Genomic DNA, 16,969 nt, shown 5'->3' with positions numbered 1-16,969 from the left:
TCGTATCTCCGTAGATCCACCGGATCTTTTGGGTTGTGACCTAAATTTTACGCAGGCTGACGCTACCAGCGGTAATGGCTGAAAGCCTTGTTGGCTTCGGCCATCCGGTGGGTGTCTTCACGCTTCTTCACCGCCGAACCACGGTTGTTCACCGCATCCAGCAACTCGTTGGACAAACGATCCTGCATCGTATGCTCCCCGCGCTTGCGGGCCGCATCGATGATCCAGCGGATCGCCAGCGCCTGACGCCGTTCCGCCCGGACTTCGACCGGCACCTGATACGTGGCACCGCCAACACGCCGCGACCGGACTTCGACCGCCGGCTTCACGTTGTCCAGCGCCTCATGGAACATCCGGATCGGGTCGGCGGCACTGCCGCCACGCCGCTTCAGGACGTCCAGGGCATTGTAGACGATGCCCTCGGCAGCCGACTTCTTGCCGTCGTACATCAGCGCGTTCATGAAACGGCTGAGGACGACATCGCCGAACTTCGCATCCGGCAGGATTTCGCGCTTATCGGCGCGGTGACGACGAGACATGCGATCGCCCTCTTACTTCGGCCGCTTCGCGCCATACAGCGACCGGCGCTGACGACGCTTGGGCAGGCCCTGGGTATCCAGCACGCCACGCAGGATGTGGTAACGAACGCCCGGCAAATCCTTCACGCGTCCGCCGCGGATCAGAACCACCGAGTGTTCCTGCAAATTGTGGCCTTCGCCGGGAATGTAGCTCACCACCTCATAGCCGTTGGTCAGACGAACCTTCGCGACTTTACGCAGCGCCGAGTTCGGCTTCTTCGGCGTCGTCGTATAGACGCGCGTGCAAACCCCACGCTTCTGCGGGCAGCCTTGCAGCGCCGGAACCGAGTTCCGGGTCTTCGGCCGCTCGCGCCCATGGGCGATAAGCTGGTTGATGGTCGGCATGGACCTCTTTCTCTTTTCGTAGTCGCTATCCGTACTGGGCTTCGCCGCGGATCTTGGGTCGATCGTCGCTTAACAGACAAAGCCCACCGGCATGGGGAAGCTCCCATCCAGCGGGGTGACGATGGGCAGACGGCCTAAGCCCATCCTGAAGGAAGGGCGGCGCCGCGTGCGTCGTTTGCCTGCGAACCGACGACCATCCCATGAGGTAATCCTTGGGTTGGCCGAGGGCGCGATCTCTAGAAGCCCGCCCGAGCCGAGTCAAGCGTTCAAGGCAGGCCGTTTCGCTGATTCGTGCATGCCCGCCATTCGCGGCATCCGGATCGGGTTCGGCGGTACGGCCGCATCAGCGGAACCCGGCGCCAGAACCCTAACGCCAGAACCCCGGCGACAGGCGCGGCCAATTAGGCTATCGCTCTCGCACGGCTCGGCTTTCGGAGAGATTCTATAGTATGTGCGGCATCGCTGGGCTGATCTTGTCTTCCGGCGCCGCACCACCCGATCCCATGGTCCTATCGAAGCTGATCGACGCCCTGCAGCATCGCGGACCCGACGGCACCGGCCATGCGGTGATGGGCCGGGTGGCGCTGCTGCAAAATCGCCTGGCAATCATCGACCTTGCCACCGGCGACCAGCCGTTTTTCGCCGGGCCTGCCACTCTGGTCGCCAACGGCGAGGTCTACAATTACCGCGAATTGCGCGAGTCGCTGCCCGGCGTCAACTTCGCCACCAACAGCGATTGCGAGCCGCCGCTGCACCTGTGGCTGCGCGACGGGCTCGACTATGCCAAGCACCTTCGGGGCATGTACGGCATCGCCATCCATGAACGGGTGCGCCGCACCGTGACCCTGACGCGCGACCCGTTCGGTATCAAGCCGCTCTACATCGCCACGATCGACGGCGGCCTGGCCTTCAGTTCGGAACCTCAGGCACTGCTGGAAGCCGGCCTGGTCAAGCGCGCCGTGCGGCCGGCCGCGGTCGAGGAACTGCTGCAACTGCAGTTCACCACCGGCGCCGATACCATCTTCCAGGGCATCCAGCGCGTCCTGCCCGGCGAGAGCATAACCTGCGCCGACGGCCATATCCTGGAACGGCGTCGGATCAACCCCGTTCCCGCCGAACCGCCCGAGGATATCGACGAAGACACCGCGATGCGCCGACTCGACCAGGCGCTGATGGAAAGTGTCGACCTGCACCAGCGCAGCGACGTGCCCTATGGCATGTTCCTGTCCGGCGGCATCGACAGCGCCACCCTTATCACCCTCATGGCTCGGCTCAACGACCAGCCGGTGCTGGCCTTCACCGCCGGTTTCGACGCCCCCGGCGCCGCCGACGAACGCGAACAGGCCGCCGCGATCGCCCGCGCCGTCGGCGCCAAGCACGAGTCGATCGAGGTCACCGAAAAGATGGTCTGGCGGCATCTGCCGGAAATCGTCGCCGCGATGGACGATCCCACCATGGATTATGCCATCATCCCGTCCTGGTTCCTCGCCCGCCGAGCCCGCCAGGATGTCAAGGTCGTGCTGACCGGGGAGGGTGGCGACGAGATCTTCGGCGGCTACAAACGCTATCGTCAGGCGACGCTACCCTGGTGGCGTGGCGGCCGGGCGATGTGGGCCGGCGGCAATTTCGACAAGGTTCCGGTCCTGCGCAACCGGCCGGTCGCCTGGCACGACGGCATGGCCGCGGCCGAATTACAGGCGGCCGAGGGCGGACGCTCCCCGCTGGCGGCGGCCCAGGCGCTGGACATGACGGACTGGCTGCCGCACGACCTGCTGCTGAAGCTGGACCGCTGCATGATGGCCCATGCGGTGGAGGGACGCACGCCGTTCCTCGATTCCGGCGTGATGGCCGCCGCCTATCGCCTGCCCGACCACATGAAACTGCGGCGCGGCATGGGCAAATGGATCCTGCGGAAATGGCTGGAGAAGAACCAGCCGGCCGCGCAGCCCTTCGCCCCCAAATCCGGATTCACCGTGCCGGTCGGCGAATGGATCAAAGCACAGGGTGCGCGCCTGGGTCCGCTGGTGGCCGCGCAGCCGGGCGTGGCGGAGATCGCCCACCCCGAGATGGTGACCGCCTTGTTCGCAAACATCCGCCGCTGGCGGCACGGCTTCGCGTGTTGGGCACTGCTGTTCTACGCATTGTGGCACCGCCGGCACATCCTGGGCCTGCCACCGGCGGGCGATGTGTGGGAGACACTTTCGACGCGGTAAAAGCCTGTTGACTTCCCCGGACGCTCCGATCATTAGGGGCGCCTCGCGCGACCGGTGTCATGCCGGACGCTGATACCGGCGATGGGGCTGTAGCTCAGTTGGGAGAGCGCCTCGTTCGCAATGAGGAGGTCAGGGGTTCGATTCCCCTCAGCTCCACCACCATCCCCGGTACACGCGTGTTTCCCTTGAGTGTTTTTATCCGACGCCGACCAGGCTATCGCCGGCTGCGATGGCGTTGCTTGCCCCGAACCCGGGCGCACCGATATGTTCAGGCATGAGCCAAATCCACCATACCAAGGTCCTGATCATCGGCGCCGGACCCGCCGGCTATACCGCCGCCATCTATGCCGCGCGCGCCAACCTGTCGCCGATCCTGGTGGCGGGCATGCAGCCCGGCGGCCAGCTTATGATCACCACCGACGTTGAGAATTACCCGGGCTTCGCCGACGTCATCCAAGGGCCGTGGCTGATGGAGCAGATGGAGGCCCAGGCCACCCATGTCGGCACCCACGTCATCCACGACCTGATCACCAGCGTGGATTTTTCGAAGCAACCGTTCCGGTGCCAGGGCGACTCGGGCGACCTGTACACGGCCGACTCCATCGTTATCGCCACCGGCGCCCAAGCCCGCTGGCTCGGTCTCGAGTCGGAGCAGACCTTGCAAGGCCGCGGCGTGTCGGCGTGCGCCACATGCGACGGGTTCTTCTATCGCGGCAAGACGGTCGCGGTGGTCGGCGGCGGCAACACGGCGGTGGAGGAAGCGCTTTATCTGACCCACCACGCCGAGAAAGTGACGCTGATCCATCGCCGGGACAGCCTGCGGGCCGAGAAAATCCTGCAGAACAGGCTGTTCGCCCATCCCAAGATCGAGGTGATCTGGAACAGCACGGTGAAGGAGATCGTCGGCGGCGGCACGCCCGAGGTCGTCACCGGCGTTCACCTGCACAACACCGCCACGGGCGCCGAGTCGGTGCTGCCGGCGGATGGCGTGTTCATCGCCATCGGCCATTCCCCAACCACCGCGATCTTCGCCGGCCATGTCGACATGGACGCCGACGGCTACATCCGCACCGTGCCTGGAAGCACAAGGACCTCGGTTCCCGGCGTGTTCGCGGCCGGCGACGTGCAGGACAAAATCTTCCGCCAGGCGGTCACAGCGGCCGGAACCGGCTGCATGGCGGCACTGGAAGCCGAGAAATACGTCGCCGAACACGAAATCCGTCCCTCATTGGCCGCAGACTGAGCAAAAATTACCGGAAGACTTCAAATTCCGTCACATGACTCGTGAAAGTATGGTTAGCTTTGCCGCGCTGCACACAGGCATGGCGGGCGGTTGACTGAACACGGCCGCGACCCCGCCTCGCCGCTGGGAGAGACTTCGTGATGGACTGGGATAAGCTGCGTGTGTTTCACGCCGTGGCGGAGGCTGGCAGTTTCACGCATGCGGGAGACACGCTCAGCCTGAGCCAATCGGCCGTATCGCGTCAGATTTCCGCGCTGGAGGAGGCACTCCAGGTTCCGTTGTTTCACCGCCATGCGCGCGGCCTGATCCTGACCGAACAGGGCGAGTCGCTGAACCGCACAGTGCGGGAGGTGTTCGCCAAACTGGCGATTACCGAGGCACTGCTGACGGAAAGCAAGGAAAAGCCCGCCGGCCGGATAAAGGTAACCACAACCGTCGGTTTCGGGTCAGCCTGGCTGGCGCCTCGGCTGAACGCCTTCCTGGAAGCCTATCCGGACGTGTCGGTGTCGCTGCTGCTGGATGACGCCGAACTCGATCTGGCGATGCGGGAAGCCGATGTGGCGATTCGCATGCATCCGCCGAAGCAGCCCGATCTGGTGCAGCGGCATCTGATGACGATGCAGTGGCATGTCGTCGCGTCCCCGGAATACCTCAAGAAGCACGGGGTGCCGCAGCGGGCGGAGGATCTCGACGCGCATCGCCTGATCCTGTTCGGCCAGCACCATCCGCCGATCCAGGAAGTCAACTGGCTCGCCGACGCCGGCCGGCGGCCCGGCAATCCGCGCCGGGCGCTGCTGGAGGTGAATTCAATCCACGCCGTGTTGCTGGCGGTTCGCTCCGGCATGGGAATCGGCGCGATGCCGGACTACCTGGTGAATGAGAATCCGGACCTCGTCCACGTGCTGACCGACCTGAAAGGGCCGAAGGTGGACGTTTTCTTCGTCTATCCGGAGGAACTGCGGAATTCGAAGCGGGTGGCCGTGTTCCGCGACTTCCTGCTGGCTCGGCTCGCGGAGATGCACTAAGCGCTTGAATTTTCGCGTAAAATCAGCGTTCCGGCCAGTTTATGACTGTCTGCCGGCCCCGAGTCTCGCCTAGGGCGCACCCCAGGCATTCGTTTTTCACGGCCTCTTCTGAGTAGTCATGCGCCAGCAGCATGCCGGCTGCCGGTTCTCGGCACTGGTTCGCTTCGCAGGTGCGGTATTAAACACCTCTCACCAGTTACGGCGGCACTGCCGCCAGAGTTCCAGCGCCAGTCGCTGGAAGGGGGCCTCTGGCCCCTGCGTCTCCCAGACGTGAAGCCTCCCTGTACACTTGCCCCCGGTGAATAACCGGGGGCACTTTCTTTTCGGCCCCCTGCCCCGCCCGGGCGCGGCCCAGTTCCAGCACAGAGTCGACCAGGATCGCGATATCGGCATGGTTCGTCCGGTGGTTCACGATCGCCGCCCTGATCGCCAGCGTGCCATCGACGGTCGTGGTGGACGGCGCGGCAATCCCTGCCTCTTGCAGATCGGCGACGATGTCGGCGTTCAGCCGGTCCAGATCGCCCTCGGCGGCGACGAAGCGGAAGCAGACGATGTTGAGCGCGACAGGTGCCAGGCGTTGCAGCGCCGGTTCACGGTCGATTCGGGCTGCCAGGGTGGCGGCGAGGTCGCAGGTCTGCTGGGCGACTGCTCCGATCTGATCGGCGCCGTAGACGGACAGGGTCATCCATACCTTCAGCGCCCGGAATCCGCGCGAAAGATCGGGCCCCAGATCGCAGGGCCAGATGCCGCCGCCGGCCAGGCCGCGTTCCTCGCGCCGCAGATAGGCGGCCTCGGCGGCGAACGTGTCGAGTTGGCGGGAGGCGTCGCGGACGATGATGCAGCCGGCGTCGTAGGGGACTTGCGCCCATTTGTGGAAATCGAAGGCGACCGAGTCGGCACGCTGAATCCCGGCCAGCAGCGGCCTCAGTTTCGGGGCCAGCATCGCGATCGCGCCGAACGCGGCATCGACGTGGAACCACAGGTCCTGGGTCGCGGCGAAGTCGGCCAACGCGGTCAGATCGTCGATCGCACCGATATCCACGGTGCCGGCGGTGCCGACCAGCAGAAAGGGCCGCATGCCGCGCGCTCGGTCTTCGGCGACCCGCGCCGCCAAAAGGTCCGGCTTCGTCCGCCCTTGGTCATCGCACGGAATCATCCGCAGGGCATCGCGACCGAGCCCGGCCATCTCCATCGCGCGGGGCAGGCAACCGTGGGCGGCGGCGGAGGTGTAGGCGACCAGTTTGGTGTTTCCCACGCCGTTGCGCCGGACGCACGGACCGAGGCTGGCCGAACGTGCCACCAGAACGCCGATCAGGTTGGCGATCGAGGTGCCGGTCACCAGCACGCCGGAGGCATCATTGGGGAAACCCAGCATCTCGGCGGCCCAGGCGATCACCTGGCGCTCGATCTCGATCGGCGCATGATCGCGCCCGCCCAGGTTGGCATTCAGGCCGCCGGCCAGAAGTTCCGCCAGCATGCCGATCGGCGTGCCGCCGCCATGCACCCAGCCCATGAAGCGCGGATGCAGGTTGCCGGTGGTGTAGGGCTGCACCAGTTGCTGGAAAGTCTCATAGACGGTTTCGGGTGGGGTTGGGCCTCGCGGGAGAACCTGGTGCAACTGCTGGCGCGCGCCGTCGGGCATCGGGCGCCAGACGGGGCCGTCGCGCAGGCCCTGGAGCTGGTCGAACATGTCATCCATCATGCGGTGCCCTAGGGCGCGCAGGTCGGTCCAATCGGTGGGGTCAAGGCTTTGCATTTTGCGCATATCGGCTCACGCCCTCCTGGCGGGTATTCACATCCTTGTCGTCATATGGAGTGCATACAGCACGGCCCGATCCAGCGCCGGGCGGCGGCTGGGCGGGCGGCTGACAGCCAGCCCCATGACGTCGTCGTAGCCCCAGAGGGCCCAGCCGATACCGCGGGCCTCGAACGCGGCGCGGACTGTTTTCAGCCACGCGGTGCGTGCGGGTGCGTTGAGCGCCGTGCTGGCGCCGAACTCACCGGCCAGCAGCCGCACATGGTGCAGCCGGCCCCAGGTGGCGGCTTGGTCGATTGTTGCGGCGATGCGGGGCACGTCCCAGCCTAAGGCGCAGTAGTACCGCATCAGGTCCCGCGTGGCGGAGTCGGCGGTTCCGTCAGCGGTCGCGTCGCATCGCGGCCGGTCGATCACGGGAAACGGCAGGCGTGCCAGGGCGGCGCGGTCCAGGCCGGGTCGGTAGGCGGCGAGCGAGGTCAGTTCCGCCGGATCGTAGAAATGGAAGCTGTAGAGGACGTTCGGGTCGGCCTCTGGCGTCAGGGCCAGCAGGCCGCCGATGCTGCCCCAGTCCTGGCCGGTCAGCACCACGGTCACATTGGGCAAAGCCTGTCTGATGACGGTCAGAATCTGATGCTGCAAAGTCGCCCAGCCGGTGGGGTCCTGCGGGAAGACCGGCTCGTTCAGCACTTCCGGCACCGTGCGCGCGGGGTCCAGAGGCCGCAACGCCGGAGCGAGGGTTTGCCAGAATGTGCGCAGCCGCTCCCGATCGGCGGGATCGGTTTCCAGGTGCCAATCGTGCGGCTGCGGGGAGATCACCACGGTCAGCCCCTGTCGCTGGATGCGCTTGATCGCCGCGATCAGGACCGGACGCTGGGTTTCGGCGACGGCCGGGTCGACGGCCAGCCGCACGAAGTCGAAGCCGGCGGTTCGGATGTCGGCCAGCGCCTGGTCGCTGAGGTAGGCAGCCAACGCGGCGGGATCGCGACTGGCCGGAAAGCGGAACCAGGCGGTGATGTTGATGCCTCGGGTCAGGGCGGCGGCGGCGGCTGGTTGGCACTTTGTGCGTTCACCGGCGTGGCCAGGTGCGTCCGGGTTATCCGCGCAGGAACGACTGGGGGTGGATGGCCATGACGGAGAGGCCGGCGGAGGCGCGGGGGGCGAGGCGAGCGGCACAGGATTGGCCCAGCCGCCGTCGGCCAGCAGCCATGTCAGGATCCCCAGCGCCAACCACCAACGCGTCACACCGAGGCTTTCGCGGCCCTGGGATCGTAGCGTTCCGCCGGCTGCCGCGATCGCCGCACCGACGGCGGAGACACGTTCTGCATCAGTACTCCGTTAACCATTGGCTGGTACACGCGGCGGCAGGGTGGCGCGAAAGTACTGAGATTTGGTTAACGCGGTGAGATTTCGTTCCTGGTGCGCGGTTATGGGCCTGGCGGCCCTGGTGTTGACGTCCGCCGCCTGGTGGCGCGGGGCGGAGTATGATGAGCAATACACCTTATTCCTGACCGCCGGCACGCCGCGGCCGGATTGGCCCGAGACCGTGTTCTCCGCCGGCATGGTCGCGGCGGCACAGACCGGGCATGCCAGCCTGGCGGACATTGCCCGCGACCTGCGTTCCACCGACGTGCATCCGCCGTTGTATTTCTGGGCGGTTGTCGGTTGGCGCGCAGTGTTCGGCCCCGGCCTGTTCGCCGCCCGCATGTTGTCGGTGCTGTTCGGCCTGGTTTCGCTGGGGCTGACCGGGATGATCGCCCGGCGGTGCGGAGTCCGATCCGCCACGGCGATGCTGCTGACGCTGGGGTGCTATGGGTTTGTCTATACAAATGCGATAGCGCGCGGTTTCGCTCCGGCGGAGATGCTGACGCTGGGCGGGGTCGCGCTGCTGTTGCGGCGGCGTCCGTTGCTGGCCGGCCTGTGCCTGGGGGCGGCGTGCTGCTGCAACTATCTGGCCGTTTTCGTTGCCGCGGCGGTGATCGTCGCGGCGGGTGCCTGGCTCGCGGTACCGGCCGCTGTGCCGTTCCTGGCCCTGGACGTCTGGTTTTTCGCGGCCCAGCACGGTGCCCGGCCGGGCCAGTTCCCGCCGTTCGCGATCTGGCCGAGTTTGTTGCGGTTGGCAAAGTACCAGACCGCCTCGGTGTTCGGCGGGCTGCCGTTGTATTTCGACGGCGTTGGCCGGGTGGTCGTGGAGGCGATCGTCGGGCTGGTGGCCGTCGGGATGGTCGTTTGGCTCGTAAGGGCTCGGCCGTGGCGTGGTGGTGTGGCGATCCGGCTGGTGGTGGCCGGGGCTGTCGCGCCGCCGATCGGGCTGCTGCTGTTGGGTTTCGTGTTCGACAACACGCCGATCGAGCTGCGGTACTTTTCGTTCGGGCTGCCGTTCGTTGCGTTGCTGGTCGCGTGGGCATCACGGCCGATCGCCAGGGGTAAAAGGAACGCGCTGATCCTGCCCATCGTCCTCGCCGTCCAATTCGCAGGGATTGCCGGGCTGCTGCTGTCACCCCGAACGATGCAACCGTATCGCGTCGCCGCGGCAGAGGCGGCTGCCTTGGTTGGGGACGGGGTCGTGTTGCTGCCACGCGGCAATGACGGCGTCGGTATTGTCGGGGCGTTCGGGATCGAGGCGCCCCCTGCCCTGCCGATCCTGCTGTTCCGTCCCACCGATTCGATTGCCGGCCGTATCCGCCCATACCAGAGGGTGGTCCTGGCACTGCTGCCACAGGATCGGGACAGCATCGCCACGATCGCGGGTCTCCATACGGTGTTGTCTGCGCCCGACTGGCGCCGCGTCGCGACCGAGCCCGATGTGGAGGTGTACGAACGAACCGGAACGGAAAAAAGGCGATAATTACAGACAGAACAATCCGGTTATGTCATGGCGGTTTCAGGCCTCGGCCAGAATCCGAGCATTTGCCCGCACAGATTGCTCACTGACGCGGATGCCGAGACCGGGGCCGTCCGGCACCACGACGTGCCCGTTTCGATTGGGGATTCGCTCCTCCAACACGTCCTCGGTCAGCACATGGTGCGGCATATAGAATTCGCAGCCGAGTGAGATGCCGGGGGTCGCGGCGATCAGGTGCGTGCCAGCGGCGAGACCGATCCCGCCCTCCCACAGCGTGCCGCCGTAGCCGGGAAGCCCGGCCGTATCGGCCAGCGCCATCACATCCTGCGCCTTGAGCAGACTGCCGGTCTTCATCAGCTTGATGGAGATCGCGTCCGCCGCTTTCAAACGGATGATCTCCAGCAGGTCGCGGCTGTCGAAGCAGCTTTCATCCGCCAGGATCGGCGTGTCGAGCGCCGCGACGAACGACGCCATCGCATCCAGGTTGCCGCGCGGCACCGGTTGTTCGATGAATGTCGGGGCGAATTGCGCCACATCGCGCAAAATGCTGATCGCGCCGAACGGTTTCAGGGCCTGGTTGTAATCGATCCGCAGGTCGATCGTGTCGCCGAACGCGGTGCGCATGGCCTCCAGATGGGCGACGTCCTCCCGGTGTGGCTTCACGCCGGTCTTGACTTTATAGATGACGTTGCCGGCGGGAACCATGTCCCGCATCCGTTCCAGATCGGCGGCGAAATCGGGATCGGCGATCGAAAATGACAGCGGGATGGTGTCCCTCACCCGGCCGCCCAGGAGATCGGCGACCGAAAGCCCTGCGGATCGGCCGACGATGTCGAGCATCGCCGTTTCGACCGCGACTTTCGCCTCGGGGTGTCCGACCAGGACGCGATCGAGCGCCAGCATCAGCGCTCGTATGCGTTTGACCGGTTTGCCGAGGATGTGCGGGCGGAGATAGACGTCGATTGCCGCGAAGGCCGCCTCGGCGGTTCCGGTAAAGACTTCCCAGGGGGCCGCCTCACCCCATCCCACGACGCCGTCGCTCGCGGTCAGTTCGACCAGGACGCGCTTGACCGAACCCTTGACGTTTCCCACGCCCTGCAAACGCGCCATCTTGATCGGACTCTCGACCAGGAACAGGCGGATGCGGTCGATAGTCGCGTCGGCCATGTCCGAACCCTATTCCGTTGCGATCACCGCCGGCGTACCGTCGCGCAGCCCAATAACGAACAGCGGCGTGTGCGCATGGTTGTGGTCGTCCGGCGCGTAGGTGCCGCCCAGGCGCGAGGCCATCCTCGTCGTCTTCAGGGCCTTCTCGATCGCGCCCGGCTTGTCGGCATGGGCACGCCTTACGGCGTCCACCGCCAGGTAGGTCGCTTCGTACACGAAGAACGATCGCTGCGTCGGAACCAGCCCGTAATGCGCCTGGTAGGACGCAACGAACGCCTTCACCCCCGGCTTGTCGATCAGCGGCGCGAATACCGCGATACTGGTCATGCCCGCGAGGCCACCGGCCTGGCGGAATGCGGGTGACACCGCGCCCAGGGCGGCGCCGGGCTCAAAGCGGCCACTGACCGGGACCTTCCAGCCTGAGGCTTCATAGGCTTTGAAGAACGCCGCGGTCGCGCCGCCCGGCATCACCAATAATTCGTCCGGCGAGCCGGCCTTCAGTTTGTCCAGCAACGGGGCCAAATCGGTGGTGCCGGCCGCGATGACTTCCTGCGCCGTGACCGTCATGCCCGCATCCCGTGCCGCCTTTGCGAAGGCCACCGCGTTGGCCTGGGGGAAACCACCGGCCGCAGCCGCGATGGCGACGGATTTGACGTTCTTGGTGCGTAGGAACTTGATCAATCCGCGGGCGATATCGACCTCCGACGGGATGGTCTTGAACAGGTATTCATTACCGCCGACGCCTGACCGGTCGACGAAATCCTGCCCGGCCGAGGTGGCGATCAGCAGTGGCACTTTCGCCGCCTGCACCACCGGCTCGATCGCATGCGTCACCGGCGTGCAGAGCGCGCCGATGATGACCGGGACGTGCTCCTGCTCGATCAGCCGCTTGGTCGCGGGCACGCCGATATCGGGCTTGCAGGCGTTGTCGGCGTAAAATGCCTCCACCGGCCGGCCCAGCACGCCGCCTGCCTCATTGATCTCATTCAGCGCCAGTTGCGCGCCGTATTGCTCAGACTGGCCGCGGTCGGCGGTCGGGCCGCTCAGGATGGTGGTGATGCCGATTCGTACCGGTTCTGCCGCCCGGGCGGCGCCGGGGACGGCGGTGGCGGCGGCGAGCAGGCCGGCAAGCAACAGGGTGGTGCGCGACATGGCGGCTCCTGACGGGGCGTTGAAGTCATGACGTTCCATTCATGACGTGTCGTGCAGGATCAGGCAAGGCGTGGCGTCGAACCGCGCCTAACACAGTCGTAATGCAGTAAATTTCGACTCATGAGTCTTTGTTCAAGGTCAAACGATTTCGGACCATGAATGCTACAGTTGAATGACGTCTCCAGGTTAATCATGTGTCGGACGGAGAGAAAACCGGACTGTGACATATGCCCATACATAACGTACTACATACGCCTGCCGCGAATCATAACGACTTGAATATATCTATCCACAGATTCATGAACCAATCGTTCACAATCAAGATTAAATTCTTTTTTTCCTTTAATATAGTGTGACAAATTGGCAATTATTTGTATTTCATTCATGTGAACTCAAAATTTACACTTCTCCATTTGTTAACGACATTCATATTGCGGTCCGCGACCACACGGCGCGGGAGCCAAACGATCGGCTTCCGTGATCAATAAGATATCAGTTGAAACCAATAGGCTCAGGTCGCGAGCCATCAGGAGATCGAGATGCGAAAAACCCTATTGGCCGGCGTGGCCCTCCTTGGGGGGACCATGGCGCTCGCACATGCCCAGACCGCCAATCCGTCCCAGGGCCAGATGGCCGCGCCCTATGGTTCCGGTCCCGCCACGAACAACAACAATAATTCCTGGGGCATCGCCAACACCCCATCCGGCAGCGTCGCGGCCGGACCGCTCAGCACGATGTATCCCCCGAACACCTATGCGGTTCCGGCACCGGGGACGCTTGTCATCCATCTGAACGGCCGCGTGGAAACCGATGTCAGCGCGAATTTCACCAGTGTCGACAAAGGCCAGGCCGCTGGTGGCGCGGCGAGCGGTTTCAAGCTGAATCCGGTTGGCGTTTCCAGTTATATGCGCCTGTATCCGGGCTTCGATGCGCAGGCCGCGAACGGCCTTCGTTACGGTGCGTCCGTCGAACTGCGGGAGAATTTCGAGAGCGGCACGAACGGTTCCTCCGGCACGGCGGCGTCGAGCCCGAGCGCCAATACGTCTGCCCAAACGGTTTTTGTGCGACGGGCGTTTACCTATATGGCGACGGACCAGGCCGGTATCGTCCGTCTTGGCCAGACAGACGGCGTATTGGGTCTGTTTGACAATTGTATCTTCACATCGCAGTGCTGGGATGCTGGCGAGACCGGTTTGAACGGCGGTGGACCGCAGCAATCCGCGCCCAGCAACGTCATCCCCCCCTTCGTCTGGCTGTCACAGTCCGCCGCGGACTACGGCAACAGCAAGGTCGTCTACCTGTCGCCGCAATTCTATGGATTTGACTTGGGCGTGCAGTACGCGGCGAACGAAGGCAATGCATTCTCAAACGATTCGGGCAGCGGTCCGTTGCAGAGCGCGACGTGCGGTCAGGCTAGCGACAACTGCATCAACCTCTCCTCCGGCAACGACCCCACACGCTGGCTCAATCAGGTCGCCGTCGGCTTGCGGTATCAACACAACTTCGGCGCGGTGGACTTCAAGACCTATGGCTTCTGGGAAACCGCCGGCAAGGAAGATCCGACGGCCATTACCATCGTGAAGACCGCGCCGGGCGCCGGCACGGGCGATATTCGTTACGATAACCTGAATTTCTACAAGGCGGGCGTAGCCGTCACCAGCTACAATATCACCGCGGCGCTCGACTACATCGGGGGTGCGGTCAACGGTGCGCTTGCGGAACGTCCAACCGGTGGCGCGTCGATGAACGCGGAACTGTTTGGGTTAACCTATGCCAATGGCCCGATTACCCTGGGTTCGCAGTTCGGTGTCATCGATTCACAGGGCCAGGGCGACCTGGTAGGGACTTCGCAGCGTCATGAGTTTGAACTCGCCGTTGGCGGCAACTACAAAGTGGCGCCCGGACTTCAATTGGTCCTCGAATATCAGTACGCCCAACGTCACCAGGGTGATTTCGACTTCACCACGGGGACCGATGGCAAGACCGTCGACGCGCGCTATCAGGGCGTGACGTTCTCGACTGTGTTGACCTGGTAAAACGACTGAATCGGCCCGGGCAATTACGCTCGGGCCGATTCCGACGTGCGGCCCTCGCATGAGGTCCGCGACACCGTCTATCCCAACAAGTCGCGCTGACATGCCAGCCTCGTCATGGCCCGGCGCCGGGCCGTGATGGATCACTGGCCGGCCTCAACGCGACTTGGTATTATCTAAGCGCCTCCCCAACCGCCTGACGCAACGCCGGCAGCAGTTCCTCGCCGAACCAGGGATTGCGCCGTTCCCATCCCGTGGTCCGCCAGGACGGATGCGGCAGCGGGACGATCGCCGGCCCCAGATCGCGAAACTGGCGCACCCGGTCGGTCATCGCACCTTTCCCCAGCCGGTGCCGCAGCGCGTACGACCCGACCAGCAGCGTCAGCCGCACCTGAGGCATCAGCCGGATGAACCGGTCCAGCCACAATGGCGCGCATTCGGGGCGAGGCGGTGCGTCTCCGCCCTTCGGCAAGCGCCCCGGATAGCACAGTCCCATCGGCACGATCGCGATACGAGCCTGATCGTAGAACAGATCCCGGTCCATCAGCAGCCAGTCGCGCAGCCGATCGCCGGATGCGTCGTTCCAGGGCACGCCTGTCATATGCACCTTGGTGCCCGGCGCCTGGCCGATGATGAGAACCCGAGCGGTTTCGGAGACACGAAGCACCGGCCGTGGACCAAGCGGCAATACCGATGCACAGACGTTGCAGGCGAGCGCTTCGTCGACCGCGGCGGCAAGGTTGTCCTCGGGCAGATCCGCCATTCGGCCTCCAACAAATGCGGCGCTTATCCCGCGCGCATCGCCTTATACCTGACGGACGATGTAGCTTTGCTCCAGCGCCTCGACAATCGCGTTGGCGTGGGCTTTGTCGCGTGCTTCCACCATCACTTCCAGTTCGGCGGCCTGTACCGAGGAGGATGCGAACAGACGCTGGTGGGACACCTCGATAATGTTGCCGCCGGAATCGCCGATTTTTCCGGCGATGTCCGCCAGCACACCGGGTCGATCGGGAATTTGCAGATGCAGCCGCAAAATGCGTCCATCGCGCAACAGGTCGCGCAGCAGAACGTTGGACAGGATGCGCGCGTCGATGTTGCCGCCGGTGATGGCGACACCGACCTTCTTGCCGCGAAACCGTTCCGGATACGCCAGCAGCGCAGCCACACCGGTGGCGCCGGCGCCCTCGGCCACGGTCTTCGCGCCCTCGGCCAGCAGGCCGATCGCTTCCTCGACCGCCCGTTCCGGCGTGACAAGGACACCGGCGATGCGGCGGCGGACCATCTCGAACGGAATTTCACCGATATCGCGCACGGCGATGCCTTCGGCGATGGTGGCGCCGCCGACGGATACCGACCGTCCAGCCAGACGCTGCGCCATGGCAGCGTAGGCTTCGACCTCAGCGCCGTAGACGGCGATACCGGGCCGCAATGCGGAGGCCGCCACCATGCAGCCGGCCAGCAGCCCGCCGCCGCCTGTCGGGATAATGAGTGCGTCCAGATCGGGCGCATCCTGCAGCATTTCCAGTGCCATGGTGCCCTGGCCGGCGATAATCCCAGGGTCGTCGTACGGGTGGATGAACACCAGCGCCTGCGCCGCGGCCAGTTCATGCGCGTGTGCCGCCGCCTCGGCCAGCGTTTCGCCGACCAGCACCACGTTCGCGCCCCATGACGCGGTCCGGGTCACCTTGGTGGAGGGCGTGAACTTCGGCATCACGATCGTGGCCGCGATGCCCAGCAGACTGGCGTGACGCGCGACTGCCTGGGCATGGTTGCCGGCCGACATGGCGATCACGCCACGCGCTCGTTCAGCTTCGGTCAGCATTGCCAGGCGATTGGCGGCGCCGCGTTCCTTGAACGCGCCGGTCACTTGCAGATTGTCCAGCTTCAGCACAACCTCGGCGCCGGTCAGGCACGAAATCGCGTGACACGGCACCATCGGCGTCCGCAACACGCGTCCGGCGATCCGTCCGGCCGCCTGCTCGATATCCTCAAGCGTGATCATCGCGAGCCTTCGCCCAGAGGCATGCGGACGCGGCGATGACGGCAGGCAATGGCCTGATCAAACAAACCTGACTTCCAGGATTTCGTACGACCGATCGCCGCCGGGGGCCGGCACCGAGATGGTCTCGCCCACTTTCTTGCCGATCAGCGCCTTGGCCAGGGGCGAGGAAATCGACAGCAGCCGGGCCTTGATGTCGGCTTCATAGACACCGACGATCTGGTAGGTGGCTTCCTTGTCGGTTTCTTCGTCCACCAGTTTGACGTGGGCGCCGAACTTCACCTGGGACCCGGACAGGGTTGATGGATCGATGACCTCGACACCGCCGACGATCTCCTCCAGTTCCTGAATCCGCCCTTCGATGAACGACTGGCGTTCGCGCGCGGCGTGATATTCAGCGTTTTCCGACAGATCCCCATGCGATCGCGCTTCGGCTATGGCGCGGATAACCGCCGGACGCTCCTGCGATCGCAGGGTCCGGAGCTCCTCTTCCAACCGCCGTAGTCCGGGGGCAGTCATCGGAAACTTCTGCACGGCGTGGTCCTTCAATCCTCGGTCAAAGCGGACGCATCACGTAACACCGCCGCGGCCGGGTCGTCCCCCACCGCGGCGCTTG

Annotated in this window: 14 protein-coding genes and 1 tRNA gene; 6 read left to right on the top strand and 9 right to left on the bottom strand. The window is 64.8% G+C overall.

Features of this window, described 5'->3' with window-relative positions; translation table 11 throughout:
- Window positions 1-62 precede the first annotated feature (62 nt).
- Together rpsG and rpsL are read right to left on the bottom strand one after the other, a co-directional pair.
- Window positions 63-539: a 30S ribosomal protein S7 gene (gene rpsG / locus GSQ89_RS21170; protein ID WP_158928913.1), complete on the bottom strand. Its 477-nt coding sequence runs from the start codon at window positions 537-539 to the stop codon at window positions 63-65.
- A 12-nt stretch (window positions 540-551) separates the two neighbouring features.
- Entirely contained in the window at window positions 552-923 is a 372-nt protein-coding gene (gene rpsL / locus GSQ89_RS21165) for a 30S ribosomal protein S12 (protein WP_158928911.1), read from the bottom strand.
- A gap of 449 nt (window positions 924-1,372) precedes the next feature.
- Here rpsL and asnB point away from each other — a divergent pair, with 449 nt between their 5' ends.
- The 4 genes from asnB (at window position 1,373) to GSQ89_RS21145 (ending at window position 5,404) form a co-directional block, all read left to right on the top strand.
- Entirely contained in the window at window positions 1,373-3,136 is a 1,764-nt protein-coding gene (gene asnB, locus GSQ89_RS21160; RefSeq protein WP_158928909.1) for an asparagine synthase (glutamine-hydrolyzing), read from the top strand.
- An 83-nt stretch (window positions 3,137-3,219) separates the two neighbouring features.
- Window positions 3,220-3,295: transfer RNA gene (locus GSQ89_RS21155), tRNA-Ala, on the top strand.
- A gap of 115 nt (window positions 3,296-3,410) precedes the next feature.
- Entirely contained in the window at window positions 3,411-4,379 is a 969-nt protein-coding gene (gene trxB, locus GSQ89_RS21150) for a thioredoxin-disulfide reductase (RefSeq protein ID WP_158928907.1), read from the top strand.
- A gap of 140 nt (window positions 4,380-4,519) precedes the next feature.
- A complete protein-coding gene (locus GSQ89_RS21145; RefSeq protein ID WP_158928905.1) occupies window positions 4,520-5,404 on the top strand; it encodes a LysR family transcriptional regulator in 885 nt (294 codons plus the stop codon).
- Window positions 5,405-5,600: 196 nt separating this feature from the next.
- Here the strand turns inward: GSQ89_RS21145 and GSQ89_RS21140 are convergent, their stop codons facing one another.
- Both GSQ89_RS21140 and GSQ89_RS21135 read right to left on the bottom strand, forming a co-directional pair.
- Complete coding sequence (locus GSQ89_RS21140) at window positions 5,601-7,160, bottom strand: pyridoxal-dependent decarboxylase (protein WP_158928903.1); 1,560 nt, start codon at window positions 7,158-7,160, stop codon at window positions 5,601-5,603.
- 36 nt (window positions 7,161-7,196) lie between these two features.
- The gene (locus GSQ89_RS21135) at window positions 7,197-8,402 is read right to left on the bottom strand and encodes a glycoside hydrolase family 5 protein (protein WP_158928901.1); all 1,206 of its coding nucleotides are present in this window, start codon (window positions 8,400-8,402) and stop codon (window positions 7,197-7,199) included.
- Window positions 8,403-8,559: 157 nt separating this feature from the next.
- On the opposite strand from GSQ89_RS21135, the gene GSQ89_RS21130 reads away from it, so the two are divergent.
- Window positions 8,560-10,005 (top strand): hypothetical protein, encoded by a 1,446-nt coding sequence (locus GSQ89_RS21130; protein WP_158928899.1) that lies wholly within the window; start codon window positions 8,560-8,562, stop codon window positions 10,003-10,005.
- Between the two features lie 36 nt (window positions 10,006-10,041).
- Here the strand turns inward: GSQ89_RS21130 and GSQ89_RS21125 are convergent, their stop codons facing one another.
- Window positions 10,042-11,169: an enolase C-terminal domain-like protein gene (locus GSQ89_RS21125; protein WP_158928897.1), complete on the bottom strand. Its 1,128-nt coding sequence runs from the start codon at window positions 11,167-11,169 to the stop codon at window positions 10,042-10,044.
- Window positions 11,170-11,178: 9 nt separating this feature from the next.
- A complete protein-coding gene (locus GSQ89_RS21120; protein WP_158928895.1) occupies window positions 11,179-12,321 on the bottom strand; it encodes an ABC transporter substrate-binding protein in 1,143 nt (380 codons plus the stop codon).
- 800 nt (window positions 12,322-13,121) lie between these two features.
- Here GSQ89_RS21120 and GSQ89_RS21115 point away from each other — a divergent pair.
- On the top strand, window positions 13,122-14,357 hold the full coding sequence (locus tag GSQ89_RS21115; RefSeq protein ID WP_158928893.1) for a porin: 1,236 nt from the start codon (window positions 13,122-13,124) through the stop codon (window positions 14,355-14,357).
- 169 nt (window positions 14,358-14,526) lie between these two features.
- Here the strand turns inward: GSQ89_RS21115 and GSQ89_RS21110 are convergent, their stop codons facing one another.
- Genes GSQ89_RS21110 through greA form a run of 3 tightly spaced genes read right to left on the bottom strand, consistent with a single transcriptional unit; the run spans window position 14,527 to window position 16,887 of the window.
- Window positions 14,527-15,117: a uracil-DNA glycosylase family protein gene (locus GSQ89_RS21110; RefSeq protein WP_158928891.1), complete on the bottom strand. Its 591-nt coding sequence runs from the start codon at window positions 15,115-15,117 to the stop codon at window positions 14,527-14,529.
- A gap of 42 nt (window positions 15,118-15,159) precedes the next feature.
- Window positions 15,160-16,356 carry a threonine ammonia-lyase gene (locus GSQ89_RS21105; RefSeq protein ID WP_158928889.1) on the bottom strand — a complete coding sequence of 399 codons (1,197 nt, stop codon included), beginning with the start codon at window positions 16,354-16,356 and terminating at the stop codon, window positions 15,160-15,162.
- Window positions 16,357-16,413: 57 nt separating this feature from the next.
- The gene (greA, locus tag GSQ89_RS21100; RefSeq protein ID WP_158928887.1) at window positions 16,414-16,887 is read right to left on the bottom strand and encodes a transcription elongation factor GreA; all 474 of its coding nucleotides are present in this window, start codon (window positions 16,885-16,887) and stop codon (window positions 16,414-16,416) included.
- Window positions 16,888-16,969: the final 82 nt, after the last annotated feature.

The sequence above is a fragment of the Acidisphaera sp. S103 genome, from assembly GCF_009765975.1.
In the GTDB taxonomy this organism is placed as follows: Bacteria; Pseudomonadota; Alphaproteobacteria; order Acetobacterales; family Acetobacteraceae; genus Rhodopila.
The sequence above is the reverse complement of the archived record's forward strand: the minus strand, read 5'-3'. Positions and strand labels throughout refer to the sequence as shown.

Bases quoted from the DNA above. Each gene is read 5' to 3' on its own strand.
- rpsG (WP_158928913.1), bottom strand. From the start codon at position 539: ATGTCTCGTCGTCACCGCGCCGATAAGCGCGAAATCCTGCCGGATGCG.
- rpsL (WP_158928911.1), bottom strand. From the start codon at position 923: ATGCCGACCATCAACCAGCTTATCGCCCATGGGCGCGAGCGGCCGAAG.
- asnB (WP_158928909.1), top strand. From the start codon at position 1,373: ATGTGCGGCATCGCTGGGCTGATCTTGTCTTCCGGCGCCGCACCACCC.
- trxB (WP_158928907.1), top strand. From the start codon at position 3,411: ATGAGCCAAATCCACCATACCAAGGTCCTGATCATCGGCGCCGGACCC.
- GSQ89_RS21145 (WP_158928905.1), top strand. From the start codon at position 4,520: ATGGACTGGGATAAGCTGCGTGTGTTTCACGCCGTGGCGGAGGCTGGC.
- GSQ89_RS21140 (WP_158928903.1), bottom strand. From the start codon at position 7,160: ATGCAAAGCCTTGACCCCACCGATTGGACCGACCTGCGCGCCCTAGGG.
- GSQ89_RS21125 (WP_158928897.1), bottom strand. From the start codon at position 11,169: ATGGCCGACGCGACTATCGACCGCATCCGCCTGTTCCTGGTCGAGAGT.
- GSQ89_RS21120 (WP_158928895.1), bottom strand. From the start codon at position 12,321: ATGTCGCGCACCACCCTGTTGCTTGCCGGCCTGCTCGCCGCCGCCACC.
- GSQ89_RS21110 (WP_158928891.1), bottom strand. From the start codon at position 15,117: ATGGCGGATCTGCCCGAGGACAACCTTGCCGCCGCGGTCGACGAAGCG.
- GSQ89_RS21105 (WP_158928889.1), bottom strand. From the start codon at position 16,356: ATGATCACGCTTGAGGATATCGAGCAGGCGGCCGGACGGATCGCCGGA.